Below are 18,061 nucleotides of genomic sequence, written 5' to 3'. Positions count from 1 at the left end.
GCGCAGGCATTGATCTGCCTCGAAGCCGGCGAATGATCTTGCGAAGTTCCGTCGCGGCGCGATCAATTTGCTTTTCCCCGGTTTCAGTTGCGCAGGTCTTGGGGCAGCAGGCCGGCGGGGAAATTCTGGTAGGAAACGGGGCGCAGAAACCTGCGGATCGACATGGTCCCGACGCTGGTCGCGCCGAAATTGGTCGAGGCCGGATAGGGGCCGCCATGAACCATGGAATCGACGACCTCGACGCCGGTCGGGAAGCCATTAACCAGCAATCTGCCCGCCTTCCTTTCGAGGATCGGCAGCAGCTCGCGGGCAAGACCAAGATCGGCGTCGTCCATATGGATCGTCGCGGTCAACTGTCCCTGGAAGCTTTCGGCAAGGGAGAGCATCTCTTCTTGCGAGCCGACGCGCACCACGAGGCCGAGAGAGCCGAACACCTCTTCGCTGAGCGAATGATCGGCAAGCCAGGCCGAGCCATTGGTCTCGAACAGGTTCGGGGCTGCATCCCGGCCAGCGCTCTTTCCAGTGAGAACCGGTGCGACTGCATTGCTTGCCCGCATCCGATCGACACCGTCGTGATAGGCGGTGGCGATGCCTTGAGTCAGCATCGTCTGCGGCGCCACCTTTTCAAGCGCCGACTTGGCAGCGCCGGCGAACCTGTCCGCCTCCGGCCCATCGACCACGACGGCAATACCGGGTTTGGTGCAGAACTGGCCGGCGCCAAGCGTCAGTGAGCCGGCCCAGCCTGAACCGATCGCCTCCGCCCGGGCAGTGGTCGCGGCCGGCAGCAGGAACATCGGATTGACGCTGCCGAGTTCCCCGAAAAACGGGATCGGCTCTGGACGCTGGGCGCAAAGATCGAACAGCGCACGACCACCGACCAGCGATCCGGTAAAGCCGACGGCCTTGATGGCGGGATGCGTCACCAGAGCCGTGCCGACGTCACGGCGCCCGCCCTGGATCAGGCTGAAGACGCCAGCCGGCATTCCGGTGCGTTCGACAGCAGCGGCGATCGCCTCGGCAATGATCTCACCGGTGCCGGGATGGGCTGAATGTCCCTTCACCACGACCGGGCAGCCGGCAGCAAGCGCGGCTGCCGTATCGCCGCCGGCCGTCGAGAATGCCAGCGGAAAATTCGAGGCGCCGAAGACGGCGACCGGGCCGATCGGCCGCTGTACCAGGCGGATCTCGGGCCGCGGCGCCGGTTGGCGATCCGGTTGCGCCGCATCGACGCGCGCGTCAAGATGCGTACGCTTGCGGATATGCTCGGCAAACAGCTTGAGCTGGCCGGTGGTGCGAGCGCGCTCGCCATTCAGCCGGCCCTCCGGGAGCCCGGTTTCCTGAGTTCCGATGAGCGTGACGGCCTCGCCACGTCTGTCGATCTCCTCGGCGATCGTCTCAAGGAAAATGGCGCGCTCCTCGCATGTCTTTGCTGAAAACGCCGCAAAGGCACCTTCGGCAGCGCGGCAGGCGCGGTCGACCAGATCGGTCGTGCCGACGGCGAAGTCATGCGCCGGGCCGTGCGCCGGCTCGGAGCGAAATGTCGTCGTTCCGGCAATCCACTCACCGGCGATGAAATGTCTGCCTGAAGGGGTCCAGCTCATTGTTATCCTCCTCGGCGGAGCCTCGCTCCGTCCTGATGCGGTGATCCGTTGTCCAAGATGCCGGCTTTAGCGGCCATTCACCTTCCGCCATTCGGCAAAGAGCGTCAGGTTGCTTTCGTCGGTGGCCGGATAGAGGCCGATGATCGTATGTCCTTGCTTGACGCGCTCGGTGACGAAATCCTCGTAAGCGGTCATTTCCACCGCTTCGTCAGCGATCTCGTCGGCGATCTCGGCCGGGATGACGATCACGCTGTCGTCGTCGCCAACCATGATGTCGCCCGGGAAGACCGCCACATCGCCGCAGCCGATCGGCACGTTGATGTCGATCGCCTCGTGCAGCGTGAGATTGGTCGGGCTGGAAGGACGATTGTGATAGGCGGGAATATCAAGGCCACCGATCGTCACGGCGTCGCGGAAACCGCCATCGGTGACGACGCCGGCACCGCCGCGCATCATCAGGCGGGTAATCAGAATATCACCGGCGGAGGCTGCTCGCGGATCCTTGCGGCTGTCCATCACCAGAACATGGCCGTCGGGGCAGGTCTCGATGGCAAGCCGTTGCGGATGTTTCGGGTTTCGAAAGACGTTCATCGCGTTGCGGTCCTCGCGCGCCGGCATGTAGCGCAGCGTGAAGGCCGGCCCCACCATATTGCGGCCCTTCGGCTGCACGGGCCGAACATCCTGGACCGTCTGATTTCTCAAGCCGCGCTTGAACAGCGCCGAGCAGAGGGTCGCGACCGAGACGCCCATCAGCTTTTCACGGGTTGCGGGGTTCATATTTCCTTCTCCTCGTTCAAATTCAGCCGCCGAAGCTGCGCGTTTCCACTGTCCAGTCACGGGCTTTGCCCGTCAGGCTGCAGCCAAGCCCCGGACGTGCGGGCACGATCATCCGGCCGTCCTTGATGTCGTGCTGCTCGTTGAACAGTGGCGCCAGCCAATCGAAATGCTCTACCCACGGCTCGTGCGCATAGGCAGCCGCCAAGTGCAAATGGATTTCCATGGCAAAATGCGGCGCCAGGCGCAGGCGTTTCGCCTCGGCTTGCGCGCAGATGCGCAGAAAGGGCGTGATGCCGCCGACACGCGGCGCATCCGGCTGAATGAAGTCGACCGCATCGGCGCGGATCAGGGCCATATGTTCGTCGGCGCTTGCCAGCATCTCGCCGGTGGCGATCGGCGTGGCGAGTTCGCGCGCCAGTGCCGCATGGCCCTCGGCGTCATAGGCATCGAGCGGCTCTTCGATCCATTCGAGATTGAGCGGCTCGACAAGCCGGCCGAAGCGCAATGCCGTCGTGCGATCCCATTGCTGGTTGGCATCGACCATCAGCGGCACACGGCCGTCGATATGGCTGGTCACGGCATCAAGCCGGCGAAGATCGGCCATCGGGTCCGGCTGTCCGACCTTGATCTTGATGCCGCCGATACCGGCGGCGATCGAGTGATCGATAGCATCGCGGATTTCCTCGACGCTCGACGACAGGAAGCCGCCTGAAGTGTTGTAGCAGGCGACGCTGTCGCGATGGGCGCCTAGCAATTTTGCCAGCGGCAGGCCTGCCCGTTTCGCCTTCAGGTCCCAGAGGCAGATGTCGATGGCGGCAATGGCCTGCGTCGCAATGCCGGAGCGGCCGACCGAGGCCCCGGCCCAGCAGAGCTTGTCCCATATCCGTGCGGTATCATTGGGGTCTTCGCCCATCAGGTTGTCGGCGATCTCGCAGGCATGTGCATAAAGAGCGGGTCCGCCCGCCCGTTTCGAGTAACTGAAGCCGAGACCGCTATGGCCCGCTTCGGAAACGATCTCGCAAAACAGAAACGCCACCTCCGTCAGCGGCTTCTGCCGGCCCGTCAACACCTTGGCGTCGCTGATCGGCCGCGCCAACGGCAGATAAGCAAGCGACAGGGTGACCGATCGGATGGCGTCCAGCTTGGACGGGCCGGCGGCGAAGCCAGCCTTGGGCGGTTGTGCGGGGATCGAGCGTCGATTGGGATCAAACATCGTGGTTCCTCAATTGATAGCCGGTTCCGGAGTCTTGCCACCGAATTCCGTCGTCAGGAAGTCGAAGTCGCAGCCTTTGTCGGCTTGCTCGATATGCTTGGAGAACATAAAGCCGTAACCGCGCTCGTAATGTCGCGTCGGCGCCACCCAGGCGGCCCGTCGGGCTGCGATCTCCTCTTCGGAAGCCAGCATATTGAGGCTGCGTGCCGGAATATCGAGCTCGACCATGTCCCCGGTTCTCAGCAATGCCAGCGGCCCGCCGATGTAAGATTCCGGCGCGGCGTGCAGCACGCAGGCGCCGAAACTCGTTCCGGACATGCGCGCATCCGAAATGCGCACCATGTCGCGCAGGCCGAGCTTCAACAGCGCCTTCGGCATCGGGATCATGCCCCATTCCGGCATGCCGGGCCCGCCCTGCGGGCCTGCATTGCGCAGCACCAGCACCGTGTCCGGCGTCAGCGGATAATCGGGATCGTCGATGATCTTCTTCATCTCCGCATAACTGTCGGCAACCAGGGCCGGGCCGCAATGGCGATGGAATTTCGGGTCGCAGGCCGCTGGTTTGATGACCGCGCCGTCAGGACACAGGTTCCCCTTGAGCACTGCCAGCGAACCTTCGTGATAGACCGGGTTCGACAGTGGCCGGATAACGTCCTCATTGTAGATCTTCACCTGGTCGAGGCCGTCCACCAGGGGTTTGCCCGTGACGGTTATCGCGGTCGGATCGAGTTTGTCACCGAGCTGCTTCATGAGCGCCCGCAGGCCGCCCGCATAAAAGAAATCTTCCATCAGGTAGGTCGAACCAGAAGGCCGAATGTTGGCAAGAACAGGGGTCGTGCGACCGATGCGGTCGAGGTCATCGAGCTCCAGCGGGATGCCGGCGCGTCGCGCCATGGCAATCAGGTGAATGATCGCATTGGTGGAGCAACCGGTCGCCATGGCGACGGTGACAGCATTGTCGACGGCCGCCGGCGTTATGATCCGGTCGGGGGTCAGATCCTCCCACACCATATCGACGATGCGGCGACCGCAGGCGGCCGACATGCGCTGGTGGTTGGCGTCGGCTGCCGGAATCGAGGAGGCGCCCGGCAGTGTCAATCCCATAGCCTCGGCGATCGCTGTCATCGTCGACGCCGTGCCCATGGTCATGCAATGGCCGTAGCTGCGGGCAATTCCGCCTTCAATGCCCTGCCACTCCTCCTTGGTGATCGTGCCGGCACGCCGCTCGTCCCAGTATTTGAATCCGTCGGTGCCGGAGCCCAGGCTCTTGCCGGCATAATTGCCGCGAAGCATCGGGCCGGCAGGGAGATAAACAAAGGGAATGCCCATGCTGACCGCACCCATGACAAGGCCCGGTGTCGTCTTGTCGCAGCCGCCCATCAGAACGGCGCCGTCGACAGGATGGCTCCGCAACAGCTCCTCGGTCTCCATCGCCAGCATGTTGCGATAGAGCATCGTGGTCGGCTTGACGAAATTTTCGGAAAGAGAAAGAGCAGGCAGCTCCATGGGAAACCCGCCCGACTGAAGGATGCCGCGCTTCACCCATTCGGCGCGTTCGCGGAAATGCATGTGGCAGGGCTGGGCATCGGACCAGGTGTTGATGACGGCAATGATCGGCTTTCCGTGCCAATCCTCCGGCGCATACCCCATCTGCATGGTCCGCGACCGGTGACCGAACGAGCGCTGATCATCCGGCAGCATCCATCGGGCCGACCGCAGTTGCTCGTACGTTTTCCTCGCGGTCACGGCTTTCTCCCACCATTTCGCTTGCTGCTCTACGAATTTCTCCAACTAATATTTTAGTTTGCCATATATATCAACCGCAACTTTGCATTCTTGTGCATTAGGTCACGTAAAGCTATGAATGGTGTAAAAGGATTTGCCTCACATGAATTCTCAGTTCGCTTCCACATTCGGCCTGACCGCACCCGGCTTTCCAGTCGCGGCCGGCAGCACCGTCCAGCGGGTCTATGATGATCTGCGAAAGCGCATCATCACCATTCAGTTGCCGCCGGACACCACGCTGTCGCGCACCGAGCTGACGGAGACCTATGAAGTCAGCCAGACGCCCATTCGTGACGCGTTACAGCTTCTCAAACAGGAGGGCCTGGTTCGTATTTACCCGCAGTCCCGCACTGTGGTGACGAGGATAGACGTCCTGCAAATCTACGAAGCGCATTTCCTTCGTGTCGCGCTGGAATCGGAAGTCTGCCGCCGCCTCGCGACTGACCCGGATCCGGATCCGAGCGTCATCACGCGCGCCCGCTCGATCATAAAAATGCAGTCGGCGGTCGCCGATGACGTCGATCAGATTGCCATCTTCCAGGAGCTCGACGAGCTCTTTCACCAGACATTGTTCGCAGGCGCCAAGCGCAGCAGCCTCCATCAACTGATCCGCGAGCGGTCCGGCCATCTCGAGCGCATTCGACGTCTGCATCTGCCCGAAAAGGGCAAGATCATGAGCATCCTCGATGGTCACCACGCCATCATCGACGCGATTGCCGCTCGCGACGAACAGGGGGCCGTCGATGCGGTCCGCGAGCATCTCAGCCGCACAGTCGCAAAAGTAGAAGAGCTCAGGAAGGAGTTCCCGGACTACTTCGTCTGAACCTGCCGCGCCGCAGGTTTCCGCCGGGGTCAATTGACCGGCGTCAGCAGCGGCCTGCCTGCGAAGAAGGCGGCAAGGTTGTCGAGCGTGAGTTGCGCCATCCTGTCGCGCGTTTCCTCGGTGCCGCTGGCGTGATGGGGATAGAGCACAACGTTATCGAGTGCTGCGAAGCGCCGATCGGGATTGGGTTCGTTGAGGTAGACATCGATGCCGGCAGATGCGATCCGATTTTCCTGCAAGGCGCGGATCAAGGCCGGCTCATCGACCACGGTGCCGCGGGCAATGTTGATGAAGCTGCCCGTTGGTCCGAGCGCATTCAGCACCTCTGCCGAAATCAACCCTTCGGTCGAGGGCCCGCCCGGTGTCGCGACGATCAGGATGTCGGCCCAGTCCGCCAGTTTTACCGGCTCGTCGAAATAGGCAAAATCATTGTCGGCTTTTTTCGTCCGCCCATAATAGCCGACCGCCAGTCCGACAGCTTCGCATCGCCTGGCAATCGCCATGCCTATGCGGCCGAGACCGACGATCCCGGCTTTCTTGCCCGACGTCGATGTCGTCAGCAGCATCATGCCCTTGTGCCCCCAGTCGCCGGAGCGCACATAGCGATCACCTTCCGGCAGGCGCCGGCGTGCCGCCAGCATCAGAAGCAGCGCCATGTCGGCAACGTCGTCGCAAAGCACCTCGGATGTGTTGGTGAGCTTGATGCCGCGCCGCGTCATCGCCTCGACGTCCATCTGGTCGTAGCCGGCCGAGGAACAGGCGGCCAGCTTCAGTGCCGGCAATTTCGCAAGCAGGGCTTCATCGATCGTCACATGGCCGTTGCAGACCAGAGCCGTGCAGATCGGGCCGGCTTTGGCCAGGAGAGCATCGCGTTGCCCGCCTTCTGCAAGATCCAGCCGGTGCAGCGTATAGGTCTCCTCCAGCACCGCCATCTGACGGGACCGGAGCGGATAGGCGACGATGACATCGGGCTTCATACGGAAACGAGTCCTTCCTGTGTGAGACGTGCGGCCCGTCGGGTGGCCTGGACCTCGGGATCGGGATCGAGGCCGGCGGCAAGCAGCGCCTGGGTGTAGGGGTGGGATGGCGCGTTAAATATCTGGCCCACCGGCCCCTCCTCGACAATCTCGCCGGCCTTCATGACGATGACACGATCCGCGAAATCGCGAACCACCGGCAGGTCGTGTGCAATGAAAAGGTAGGACAGGCCGAATTCGCGACGCAGACCCTCGAGCAAGGCAATCACCTGTGCCTGGATCGACACGTCGAGCGCTGAAACCGCCTCGTCGCAGATGATCAGTTTCGGCTCCATCGCCAGCGCGCGGGCAATGGCGATGCGCTGGCGCTGGCCGCCCGAAAATTGATGTGGATACCGGTCCGCCATATCCGGCTTCAGGCCAACCTTGACCAGCAATTCGGCCACCCTCTCCTTCCATCTCGCTTTCGGCAGGATATCCGGGTGAATGACCCAGGCCTCGGAAATCAGCCTGAACACGGTCATCCGCGGGTTGAGCGACTGCGTCGGGTCTTGAAAGACCATCTGCAAATCCCGACGCAGCCCGAATATTTCCCTCGGGCTCATCGCAAGCAGATCATTGCCGCGGTAGAGGACCTGACCCTCCTGTGGGTCGTCAAGGCGAACGATCGCCCGGGCAAGCGTCGACTTACCGGAACCGCTCTCGCCGACAACAGCGACCGTTTCGCCGGGCATGATGACGAAGTCCACGCCTCTCAGTGCCTGGAATGCGCCAAAACTCTTCTTCAAGCCGATGGCGCGCAGCAGCGGTTCGCCCTGCCGGTCACGCTCTTGCGCCATCGCGCCCTTCCCAGGTGCGGCAGCAATCAGCTTCTTCGTATAGGGGTTCTGCGGGTTGCGATAAACTTCGGCGGCATTGCCGGTTTCGACGACGCAGCCGGAATTCATCACCACGACCCGGTCGGCGATCTCTGCAACGACACCAAGATCGTGCGTGATCAGCAACAGGCCCATTCCGGTTTCCTGCTGCAATTCCTGCAGAAGTTCGAGCACTTGTGCCTGCACCGTAACATCAAGCGCGGTGGTCGGTTCATCCGCAATCAGGATTTCGGGCTTGCAGGCGATCGCCATGGCGATCATCAGCCGCTGCCGCTGCCCGCCGGAGAACTGAAACGGGTATTTTCGCATCGCCGCCTGCGGATCGGTGATGCCCACTCGCTGCATGAGTTCGAGCGCCCTGGCACGGGCCTGCTCAGCGGACTGACCATGCGTGGTCATCATTTCGGTGATTTGCCAGCCGACCGTGTAGACCGGATTGAGATGCGCCAGCGGATCCTGAAAGATCATGGCGATCTTGGCGCCGTTGATCGAACGCCGCTCCTCAGGCGTCATTTTCAGCATATCGCGCCCATTGAGGAGGATGGTGCCGCCGGTGATCTTGCCGGGTGGCATATCGATCAGGTTCATGATCGCCGAGGCGGACACCGACTTGCCCGAACCGCTTTCCCCGAGGATTGCCAGTGTCTCGCCGCGATCGAGATGCCAACTGACATCTTGCACTGCCTTGACGGAGCCACTGGCGGTGTGAAACTCGACCGAGAGGTCGCGCACTTCCAGAAGATGTTCAGCCATTTTTCCTGCCCCTCATTTCAAGGCGCCAGCGTTGCGTTGGATTGAGCGCGATGCGCAGCCAATTTGACAGAAGATTGAGCGACAGCGTCGTCAGGATGATTGCAAGGCCCGGCCAGAAGGACAGCCACCAGGCATTGGTAAGGTAAGGCCGCCCTTGGGCAACCATGAGGCCCCAGGTGATTTCCGGCGCCTGAATGCCGATCCCAAGGAACGACAGCGAGGATTCCGCCAGCATGACGAAGGCGAAATCAAGCGTCCCAATGGTGACCAGCGTCGGGAAGATCACCGGCAGGATGTGATGAAAGACAATGCGCCGGGACGATGCTCCCATGACTTTCGCCGCCTGCACGAACATCCGCTCGCGCACTTCCAGCACTTCGGCGCGGGTGGTGCGCAGATAGATGGGAATGCGGGTGATCGCCAGGACGAGGACGATATTGGTGACCGAGGGTTCGAGCATATAGAGCACGATCACCGCCAGAAGCAGCGACGGAAAGGACATGATGACGTCGCCGAGGCGCATGATCCATTGAGCGGCGGAAGAGCGGCTATAACCCGCCACCAGTCCGAGCGCCGTGCCAACGATAGAGGATGCAAGCACCGCCGCCGCAGCAATCAGGATGGTGTTTTGCGCCGCGACGACGACGCGGGCAAGCAGCGGCCTGCCCAGCGCATCGGCTCCAAGGACATAAAGCCATCCGCGGGTAATATCGAAGGGCGGCGCGTTTCGGCCCCGCAGGTTCTGCTTGGTGGCGATGCCCTCCAGCAGAAACGGGCCAAACAGCGCGCAGAGAAGAACGATCAGGAGGAATAGAGCGGCGAAGAATGCGAGCTTGTCCGCCCACAGCATGGTCAGCCAACGCCCGATCGGGCCGCTCGGTTTTTTCTCGATGAGGATTTGTGTGTCGGTCATCGTCATCGCTCAATACCGGATACGCGGATCGAGCAGCGCATAGGCAATGTCGATCAACAGGTTCATGATGAAGATCGCCAATGCCGAGACCATGATGACGGCCAGCACGACGGCGAAATCGCGAAGGAGGATGGAATCGATCATCAGCTTGCCTATTCCGGGAAAGCCGAACACCGTCTCGACGACAACGGCACCGTTCAAGATGGCCGCCGCCTGATCGCCGATCACTGTGATCACCGGCAGCATGGCGTTGCGCAGTCCGTGAATGAAGATGATCGAGTTCGAACGCACGCCCTTGGCGCGCGCCGTCTTCACGTAGGCGGAAGACAGCACGCTGATCATCGAGCCGCGCACCACCTGCAGGATCAGGCCGAAGGGCCGGATGAACAGCACGCTGACCGGCAGGACCCAGTGCCAGAACGTTCCCGTTCCCGATGTCGGCAGGACATGCAGTTTCACGGCGAAAATGACGATTGCCACGATGGCAAGCCAGAAATCCGGGGCGGCAGCGCCGATCAGCGAGAAGAAAGTGGCAAGACGGTCGAAGACCCCGCCGACGCGAAACGCCGCGAGCGAACCAATGACGATCGCAGCGACCGTGACCAGCGCCATGGTGATGACAGCCAGCCAGAAGGTCCAGACGAAGGCCTCCAGCACGACATCCATGGCCGGACGGGCCTGGCGCAGGGACTGACCGAAATTGCCTTGGGCGAGATCCGCGACATAACGGCCGAACTGGATGATCAATGGGTCGTTGAAACCGTTCATCTCACGGAATTGCTGGCGCATTTCCGTGGTCGCGTCGATCGGCAGATAGAGGTCGGTCGGGTCGCCCGTCAGCCGGGAGAGGAAAAAGACGATGACGATAAGCACCACGAGCGATACGCCACTGGCGATCGCACGCTTGCCGATAAAACTCTTCATGCCACTCCTCCCGAGTGAAACCCATACGGACCGTCAGGTCTGGTCTTCGCGTGTTTCGAAGCCCGCCCAGTCATGCCCTTTCCGGCGACAGGCGTGAACTAAAATATTAGTTCATCTAGAATTTTTGTGAACCCCCTTTCTCAAAATCGTCAGCTCTTATCAAACGGCGGCTTGCGCCGCCACGCCATACCGCCCGTTCCAATGATGGTCGCGCCAATGATGACCGCGGCACCAATCCATGTCTGTGCGGCCGGAACCTCCGAGAAAAACAGGAAAGCTATGAGTGCTACGACCGGCAGCCGGAGAAAGTCGAGCGGGGCCAGAACGCTTGCAGCCGCCATACCGAAGGCGCGGGTGATCAGCGTCATGTTGAATGCGCCGAGCGCCCCTTGTATGGCGAGCAGCCCGAGTTGGCTCCAGGTCGGCATCGACCAAACCGGCACCATGACGATCAGGCCAAGCGGCACCGTGGTAGTGAGATTCCACGCAACCAGCCGGTCCGCGCTATCCCTCAACGCCATGCGCCGAAGCATCAACTGGCTAGCCGCCGTCAAGACCGCTCCTGCAAGGGCAAAAAGCAGCCATTGGTCGAAACCTGACGCTACGGGGCGAATGATGATCATCACGCCGATAAAGCCTGCGGCGATGCCGGCGACGCTGGAGACGCCGACGCGCTCCTTGAGGACAAGCCATGCACCGAGAACGAGAAACATCGGCATGGTGAAATTAATCGCCGTGGCATCGGCCAGTGGCGCGTGCGCAAAGGCGATGAACAAAGCAACCAGTGAGGCAAGCTTCAGACCCGCACGCACTGCGTGCAGAACACGATAGGGAGAGGCTTTCAGACCGACTCGGGACACGATCCACGGCGAGACGACAAGAAGTCCGAAAAACGAGCGGAAAAAGCCGATCATCAAGGGATGCACGTCGCCGGCCAGCAAGCGCACAATGATGGCGTCAAGACTATTCAAAAAGGCGGCGGCCACCATCATGCAGACGGCAAGGCCTGTGCGACCGGGCTGCATCACGCTTCTCCTGATTGAACGATGTGGGCTCTGCCAATATCGGACGTTCGATACGGCAGCGCGTTGAACCAGCAATCCATCAGAAATAAGAGCCTTCCTGGCGTGCAGGTGCCAGGATCGCTCAACTCATCAGGGATGGGCATCGCTATCTGTCGGTCGCGCGATCTGACGGTCTTATCTCGATCCCTCGTCCGGCGTCCACACTAAAATACAAATATATTAGTTTGAAGGCGACAACTGCCATATCCCATCGAGAAACTAGGCTTGATGACACTCGACGGCACGTGACGATGATGGGGGCAGCTGGGAACTCGAAAGCCGGGAGAGCGCCGTCGATGGAATACGCTTTCAATTTTAAAAATACGGCCGGCTGAACTTCGTCGTCGACTTTTCCGATTACCTTAATCGGATGCCGTCAACCTATTCAGACGGGTCGAAAAGCCTGACAATCCGCGCCACGCCGGAAAAGCCGGTTCCCTTTCCGATGCCCAAGACCGACGAAAGCTGACCACTTCGCACGGGAAAGGAAGCGATTTCCAGGAATTACTCTAAAGCTCATCGCTGCGACGTCTCACGGCGTGCTTCAGAGCCATCATATGTCTTCGCCGCTCCAGCACATAGTCGGCATAGCCGAAGCAGATGAACAGCAACGTCGGACCGGCGTAGATCATGATGAGAGCCAATGCGATAAGGATGAATGCGGTCGTCATGGTCTTGTTTCCATCATATTGGTCGCGCCGCATCTGAAGCGGCGAAAGCGGACAGGCTTATCTCGGCGATCCCTGTCCTTATTCCTTGAAAATTCGCCGGCTTCGTATTCGTTCCCTGCCCGATCGATTTCCATACGCGCGGCAGGCCCGATCGAACGACAATGGCGAAGCTGGCGGTTCATTCGACCTCGATCACTCCCGCGGCCTTTCCTCTCGCATCACCGCCCCCACGATCTCGGGCAGCGGACTAGTCGTCAAATCCTCAAGCCAAACCGATAGCTTCGGCTTCCAGTTCGGATAGCTGTCGCTGGTGCCTGGAACATTGGTCGGCTTTTTTTCGTCGGTGAGATCGGCAAGCCGAACCGCGACGAGCAACGACGGAGTCCGCGCGATGAAGCGATAGGCGCTGACGGTCAGTTCCCTCAGCGTTTCCTCGCTTACCCTTGCGGCAGCAAGGCGGGCCGGCAAATCGATGCCGGCAACCTTGAAGGTGACCTTCAGGTTCCTCCGTTCGTGCTTGCGGTGTTTGAGATGTTCTTCGGTGAGATCGGGCGGTACGATACCGTGTTCACAACGGTCCCGAATGTCGGCGCCGCGCCACCAGCCGGCAAGGGTCTGGTGGTCATGCGTCGAAATGCAGGCGAGCGCGAGGACGGGATAGGCATCGGCCGGCTTGAAGCCCTTGTCGTCCTGTTCGTAGGAAAGGATCCGGTAGGAGAAAATGCCGGCAGCGGCCAGATCTTCCTGCAATCCTTCCGGGATCATTCCCAGGGACTCTCCGATGACGAGGCATCGGTGTTCGGCGGAAACTTCGGCGAGGATCTGCAGCAGCCGATCCTCGGGATAGCGGACATAGGCGCCGCTCTCCGGCCTGTCGCCCAATGGAACCAGGAAAAGGCGACGGATTGCCGGCGCGTGATCGATGCGAATGGCGCCCGCGTAGCGCATGGAGGTGCTGACCATGCGTCGATACGGCGACATCTCCCCTGCGGCAATTTTTGAAGGCAGGTATCCAGCGAGGTGCCAGTCCTGGCCGTCGACGGCGAATGGATCGGGAGGGCTGCCGATGGTGGCCTGGGAGACATAGATATCCGGCTCGCTCCATGTCGCCGAGCCATCGACCGCTTCCCCGACGGCAAGATCAAGATAGAGCCCGATGCGCAGCCCGGCCTTGCGCGCTCGATCTGCTGCCTGCATCAATTGCCGGTGGGCGAGCCATTGTAGCCACATGTGGAAACGAACATCGTCCGGGTGCTCGCGTTCAAAATCGGTGACGGCAGCGCTGTCGACGCGCTGGAACTCGGCTGGCCACCGTTGCCAGCCGGCGCCCGCTCCGCGCTCGACCATGTAAAACGAGAGGCATTCGAACAGCGCATGCAGCCGCAGGCTGTCGCCGCCTTGCGCGACAAAGGCGTCGAAATCGGCCGGGCCGTCAGAGGCGGCCTTGCGACTGACACGACCCTGGCGCCATGCCGACCAGAGATCACGAAGCGCTCCAAGCTTGGTCCGCGCGACGCCGATGTAATCGACGAGATCGGATTGGCGAAGGCGCTCCAACTCCCGTTCGAGTTCGCGACTGCTGGCAAACCCCGGCACCTGGTCGACTGCGATATAGAGCGGGTTGAGATGCTGACGGCTTGAGGGTTCATAGGGGCTGCAACGGTCGGGATCGGCGAGGAACGGCGCGTGAAGCGGATTGAGTCCGATGAAATCGGCCCCCAGCGATCCCGCCAGATCGGCCATATCAGCCAGATCCTTGAAGTCTCCTATGCCCCAATTGCGTGCCGACCGGAGTTCGTAAAGCTGCAGGCTCACGCCCCAGACCCGTGTGTCGGACAGGAAATCCGGCAGAAATGACACCGGAATCTTCCCGCGCGCCGGCTTCGCTTCCCGCCGCGGCGCGCCAGTCTCACCCGTCCTCGTCAATTCGATGTTCAGTGCAGAGAGTATCTTGCGCTTGGTCTCGGCGGAAATCGCCACTTCCCGGTTCTCGGGGCTGGGTCTTGTCGGGCTGATGCCGTGGAGCCGGGCGAGCTTATCGAGCTCAGCGGATTTCATCAGTCGATCCTTTCCTCGCACCGCCGTCACGCTTTGCTCATGCTCCAGATCACCGTCCAGGGCGCGAGATCGCCGCCGTCGCTGCCGAGACGGAATATCGTCTCGGCGTCACCCTGTTGCGGGTCAAGCGGCCGTCCCGCCTCGCTGCCTAGGTTGGCGCGCAGATGAAGGTGCCGGCTCTCCGCAAGGGTCCAATCCACCGCGATCGCGTTTCCCGCCGAGCGGTAGACCGCGCTTCCGCCGGCCACACCCTTCAGCAAAGGAACGATCTTCCGATGCCGGAGGTCGAGAAGTGTCCGGTAATACTCAAGCACGTCAGAGGTAGTGCGTTTCGACCAATCCAGTTTGGCGGCCGCAAAGGTCGATGGCGCCGTCGGGTCGAGAAGGTCGTCGGCGTCGAAGCCCGGCAGACGCGAAAGCTCCTCGCGACGGCCTTTCCTGACCTTCTCGTTCAGATCCTCGTCGAAATCGCAGAAAAAAGGAAACGGCTCCTCCGCACCCCATTCCTCACCCATGAACAGCATCGGTATCTCAGGCGCCAGCAGATAGATGGCGATGACGGCCTTGACGGCATTGGCCGGGCTCGAGGCCAGAACCCGATCGCCGAGCGCCCGATTGCCGATCTGATCATGGTTCTGGATGAAGGAAATGAAGGCGGTCGGCGGCAGGTGGCCACTCGGTCTGCCGCGGCCTCCTCCGCGATACGACATATGTTCGCCCTGGAACACGAAACCTTCCGCCAGCGCTCGGCCGAGCTTGCCAGCGTCGCCAGCGTAATCGGCATAATAGCCGAAGGTTTCGCCGGTCGCCGCGATATGCAGCACGTGGTGGACGTCGTCATTCCACTGGGCTGTGAACAGCTTCGCTTCACCTTTTTCGTCACGCTTCAACAGGTCGCTGTCATTCTCCTCGTTTTCGATGATCAGATGCACATGCCGATCGCCGGCCGCAGCCCTGACGCGGCGGGCAAGCTCGTAAAGAAGATGCTCGTCGCTGTCGTCCTTGATCGCGTGAACGGCATCGAAGCGGAAGCCGTCGAGCCTGAATTCGGTGATCCAGTAAATGGCGTTCTCAATGACAAATTCGCGGATCATCTGCGATCCGTCGCCGTCGTAGTTGATGCCATGGCCCCAGGGCGTCTTGTGATGGTCGGTAAAGAGCGGCGCATAGGAGGGGATATAGTTCCCATCCGGCCCGAAGTGATTGTAGACCACATCGAGGAACACCGAGATGCCGCGCTGGTGCGCTGCATCCACCAGCGCCATGAAATCTTCCGGCCGGCCGTAACTGCTGTCGGGAGCATAGGGAAGCACACCGTCATAGCCCCAGCTGTAACGACCCGGGAATTCACTGAGCGGCATGATCTGCAGCGCCGTGATGCCCAGCTCTCGCAGATGATCGAGCCGCTCGATCGCCGCCCTGAAGCTGCCCTCCGGCGTGAAGCAGCCGATGTGCATCTCGTAGATAACCATCTCTTCCCAGGGCCGGCCAGGCCAGTCGCTTGTCTTCCAGCGATAAGAGGAAAGGTCGACCACCTCACTCGGACCATGCACATCCTGCGGCTGGAACCGCGAGGCGGGATCGGGAATTTCGAGACCGTCCGGCAGGACGAAGCGATAGCGCGTACAGGCATGGGCATTCGGAACTATGCACCGATGCCAGCCATCTTCCGCCGCCTGCATCGGACGCGGATCGGCGCCTTCGATCTTCAACGACACGCTGTCATGCAGAGGAGCCCAGAGGCGAAACAGAATGCCGTCTTCGGTGAATGCGGGGCCGAACGTCATTTTGGTCAAGGGAAAGCCTTCGGTGAGTGGGGATAGATTTATTTAACTTTTGCGGGAGCAAAAAGTTTCGTCCGCAATTGGACACGCGAAAGCGGCAACGGTCGCGGGGATGACCGCACTGCTCGCCTTGGTATGTTTACGCTTCGATCGTCAGGCCGCCGCGACCTTGCCGGAGAGCGCCTGATCCATGGCCGCCTGAAGCTGTTCCTGCGTGAATGGTTTCTTCATCCGCAGCATCCGGCCGAGGCCATGGTCTTCGGAAAATTCGGCATAGCCCGAGGCGAGGATGATCGGTAGGCCCGGGAAAGCCGAGCGGAGGTGGCGCGCAAGCTCGGCGCCTGTCATACCCGGCATGGCATGATCGGTAATGACGAGATCGCAATCCTGTCCGCCGGCAAAGAATTCCAAGGCTTGGGAAGCGGAGGACACTTCCTGCGGCAGGTGCCCGAGATCCTCCAGCATCGCCACGGTTCCCGTCCGGACAAGCGCGTCGTCGTCGACGACGAGAATGGCAAGCGGCCGCGACGCCGGTTTCAGAGGCTCCGTCGCCGGAGCCTCGACGATCGGCTGCACCTCGACGAAAGTCTCGGCGACGGGCAGCCAAAGGGATACGGTCGTGCCGCTGCCCCTGGCGCTCGATATCTGGATCGAGCCCCCGGATTGCGCCGCCAGACCATGCACCATCGATAGGCCGAGACCGGTGCCCTTGCCGACTCCCTTGGTGGTAAAAAACGGTTCGGCGGCACGCGAGACCGTTGCTTCGTCCATCCCTTCGCCATCATCCGACACCGATATTCTGATGTAGTTGCCGCCGGCGAGACCGGCTGGCCGGCCCTCTTCGGCGGCCGCCGCGGCAACCGTTACGGCTCCGCCGCTTTCGAGTGCATCGCGCGCATTGACGAACAGGTTGAGCAGCGCCAATTCCAGTTGGTTGCTGTCCACCAGAAGGGGCGCCAGATCTGCCGGGATGCGCTTGCGGATTTCGATGCGCGGCCCGACCGCCTTGGCGAGAAGATCCTCGACGTTTTCGAACAGCCTGAGGAAGTCGACCGCCTGCGGCTTGAGCTCCTGGCGGCGTGCGAAGGCAAGCAGGCGCTGGGTCAGCGCCGTGCCGCGCTCGGCCGCCTGGATCGCATTGGTCAGCAGCCGTTCGCTGCGTTCATCCACCGGAAGCCGCTTCTTCAGAAGGCCAAGGCTGCCGAGCACCGCCATGAGAAGGTTGTTGAAGTCGTGCGCCACCCCGCCGGTCAGGTGGCCGATGGTGTCGAGCTTCTGCGCCTCGAACAGTTGCGCCAACGCCTCCTCGCGCTCCCGCGTCCTTTGATCGATCCGGTGCTCGAGCTCCTCGTTGAGCTCCCGCAACTGGGCGGCCGAGGCTTCGAGTTCGGCAGTGCGTTGGCGAACCCGGGCCTCCAGCTCCGCATTCAGGCGCTCGAGTTCCCGTGTCTTCCTGTAGAGATCGGCAAAGACCCTGACCTTGGCTCTCAGCACTTCGGGCACGATCGGCACGGAGACGTAGTCGACCGCGCCCACCGCATATCCGCGCAACCGGTCGGGTTCGGCCAGCATCACCGCGGAAACGAAGATAATCGGCGTATCTTGATACCGTGGGTGCTGCCGGATCATGCTGACCAGCTCGAACCCATCCTGTTCAGGCATGCAGACATCGACGAGGATCACCGCGATTTCGGTGCGCAATAGATGCTCGAAGGCTTCGCGCGCCGACTGCGCCTTAATGAGGTTTTCTTCGAGCTCGTCGAGGATGACCTCGTAACTCAGAAGCTTGGCGGGTTGGTCGTCGACGAGGAGGATGTTGACGGGGTTCATGGCCAGGTCC

General features: G+C 61.5%; 14 protein-coding genes. 1 reads left to right on the top strand and 13 read right to left on the bottom strand.

Annotated elements, in window-relative coordinates:
• Positions 1–83: 83 nt before the first annotated feature.
• The 4 genes from J3O30_RS26325 to araD form a co-directional block, all read right to left on the bottom strand.
• Positions 84–1,601, bottom strand: coding sequence for an aldehyde dehydrogenase (NADP(+)) (locus tag J3O30_RS26325; RefSeq protein WP_207584718.1), 1,518 nt, complete (start codon positions 1,599–1,601; stop codon positions 84–86).
• 66 nt (positions 1,602–1,667) lie between these two features.
• Positions 1,668–2,378 carry a ribonuclease activity regulator RraA gene (locus J3O30_RS26320; protein ID WP_207584717.1) on the bottom strand — a complete coding sequence of 237 codons (711 nt, stop codon included), beginning with the start codon at positions 2,376–2,378 and terminating at the stop codon, positions 1,668–1,670.
• 22 nt (positions 2,379–2,400) lie between these two features.
• Positions 2,401–3,591, bottom strand: a complete 1,191-nt coding sequence (locus J3O30_RS26315) for a mandelate racemase/muconate lactonizing enzyme family protein (protein WP_207584716.1) — start codon at positions 3,589–3,591, stop codon at positions 2,401–2,403.
• Between the two features lie 9 nt (positions 3,592–3,600).
• On the bottom strand, positions 3,601–5,337 hold the full coding sequence (gene araD, locus J3O30_RS26310) for an L-arabinonate dehydratase (protein ID WP_207584715.1): 1,737 nt from the start codon (positions 5,335–5,337) through the stop codon (positions 3,601–3,603).
• 142 nt (positions 5,338–5,479) lie between these two features.
• Between araD and J3O30_RS26305 the strand changes: the two genes are divergently transcribed.
• Positions 5,480–6,199, top strand: a complete 720-nt coding sequence (locus tag J3O30_RS26305; protein WP_207584714.1) for a GntR family transcriptional regulator — start codon at positions 5,480–5,482, stop codon at positions 6,197–6,199.
• 29 nt (positions 6,200–6,228) lie between these two features.
• Here the strand turns inward: J3O30_RS26305 and J3O30_RS26300 are convergent, their stop codons facing one another.
• The 9 genes from J3O30_RS26300 to J3O30_RS26260 form a co-directional block, all read right to left on the bottom strand.
• A complete protein-coding gene (locus tag J3O30_RS26300; protein ID WP_207584713.1) occupies positions 6,229–7,176 on the bottom strand; it encodes a 2-hydroxyacid dehydrogenase in 948 nt (315 codons plus the stop codon).
• Positions 7,173–8,807: an ABC transporter ATP-binding protein gene (locus tag J3O30_RS26295; RefSeq protein WP_207584712.1), complete on the bottom strand. Its 1,635-nt coding sequence runs from the start codon at positions 8,805–8,807 to the stop codon at positions 7,173–7,175. Before J3O30_RS26295 ends, J3O30_RS26300 begins: the two co-directional genes overlap by 4 nt.
• On the bottom strand, positions 8,800–9,726 hold the full coding sequence (locus J3O30_RS26290; RefSeq protein ID WP_207584711.1) for an ABC transporter permease: 927 nt from the start codon (positions 9,724–9,726) through the stop codon (positions 8,800–8,802). Before J3O30_RS26290 ends, J3O30_RS26295 begins: the two co-directional genes overlap by 8 nt.
• Positions 9,727–9,729: 3 nt before the next feature.
• Positions 9,730–10,644: an ABC transporter permease gene (locus J3O30_RS26285; RefSeq protein WP_207584710.1), complete on the bottom strand. Its 915-nt coding sequence runs from the start codon at positions 10,642–10,644 to the stop codon at positions 9,730–9,732.
• Between the two features lie 149 nt (positions 10,645–10,793).
• Entirely contained in the window at positions 10,794–11,669 is an 876-nt protein-coding gene (locus J3O30_RS26280) for a DMT family transporter (RefSeq protein ID WP_207584709.1), read from the bottom strand.
• A gap of 548 nt (positions 11,670–12,217) precedes the next feature.
• Positions 12,218–12,379, bottom strand: a complete 162-nt coding sequence (locus J3O30_RS26275; protein ID WP_207584708.1) for a hypothetical protein — start codon at positions 12,377–12,379, stop codon at positions 12,218–12,220.
• A 192-nt stretch (positions 12,380–12,571) separates the two neighbouring features.
• Positions 12,572–14,437, bottom strand: a complete 1,866-nt coding sequence (malQ, locus tag J3O30_RS26270; protein WP_207584707.1) for a 4-alpha-glucanotransferase — start codon at positions 14,435–14,437, stop codon at positions 12,572–12,574.
• 26 nt (positions 14,438–14,463) lie between these two features.
• Positions 14,464–16,224 (bottom strand): malto-oligosyltrehalose trehalohydrolase, encoded by a 1,761-nt coding sequence (treZ, locus tag J3O30_RS26265; RefSeq protein WP_246762878.1) that lies wholly within the window; start codon positions 16,222–16,224, stop codon positions 14,464–14,466.
• Between the two features lie 150 nt (positions 16,225–16,374).
• Positions 16,375–18,051: a response regulator gene (locus tag J3O30_RS26260; RefSeq protein ID WP_207584705.1), complete on the bottom strand. Its 1,677-nt coding sequence runs from the start codon at positions 18,049–18,051 to the stop codon at positions 16,375–16,377.
• Positions 18,052–18,061 lie beyond the last annotated feature (10 nt).

Source organism: Rhizobium sp. NZLR1, assembly GCF_017357385.1.
Taxonomy (GTDB): domain Bacteria; phylum Pseudomonadota; class Alphaproteobacteria; order Rhizobiales; family Rhizobiaceae; genus Rhizobium.
The sequence above is the reverse complement of the archived record's forward strand: the minus strand, read 5'-3'. Positions and strand labels throughout refer to the sequence as shown.

Bases quoted from the DNA above. Each gene is read 5' to 3' on its own strand.
- J3O30_RS26325 (WP_207584718.1), bottom strand. From the start codon at position 1,601: ATGAGCTGGACCCCTTCAGGCAGACATTTCATCGCCGGTGAGTGGATT.
- J3O30_RS26320 (WP_207584717.1), bottom strand. From the start codon at position 2,378: ATGAACCCCGCAACCCGTGAAAAGCTGATGGGCGTCTCGGTCGCGACC.
- J3O30_RS26315 (WP_207584716.1), bottom strand. From the start codon at position 3,591: ATGTTTGATCCCAATCGACGCTCGATCCCCGCACAACCGCCCAAGGCT.
- J3O30_RS26305 (WP_207584714.1), top strand. From the start codon at position 5,480: ATGAATTCTCAGTTCGCTTCCACATTCGGCCTGACCGCACCCGGCTTT.
- J3O30_RS26300 (WP_207584713.1), bottom strand. From the start codon at position 7,176: ATGAAGCCCGATGTCATCGTCGCCTATCCGCTCCGGTCCCGTCAGATG.
- J3O30_RS26295 (WP_207584712.1), bottom strand. From the start codon at position 8,807: ATGGCTGAACATCTTCTGGAAGTGCGCGACCTCTCGGTCGAGTTTCAC.
- J3O30_RS26290 (WP_207584711.1), bottom strand. From the start codon at position 9,726: ATGACGATGACCGACACACAAATCCTCATCGAGAAAAAACCGAGCGGC.
- J3O30_RS26285 (WP_207584710.1), bottom strand. From the start codon at position 10,644: ATGAAGAGTTTTATCGGCAAGCGTGCGATCGCCAGTGGCGTATCGCTC.
- J3O30_RS26280 (WP_207584709.1), bottom strand. From the start codon at position 11,669: ATGCAGCCCGGTCGCACAGGCCTTGCCGTCTGCATGATGGTGGCCGCC.
- J3O30_RS26275 (WP_207584708.1), bottom strand. From the start codon at position 12,379: ATGACGACCGCATTCATCCTTATCGCATTGGCTCTCATCATGATCTAC.
- malQ (WP_207584707.1), bottom strand. From the start codon at position 14,437: ATGAAATCCGCTGAGCTCGATAAGCTCGCCCGGCTCCACGGCATCAGC.
- treZ (WP_246762878.1), bottom strand. From the start codon at position 16,224: ATGACGTTCGGCCCCGCATTCACCGAAGACGGCATTCTGTTTCGCCTC.
- J3O30_RS26260 (WP_207584705.1), bottom strand. From the start codon at position 18,051: ATGAACCCCGTCAACATCCTCCTCGTCGACGACCAACCCGCCAAGCTT.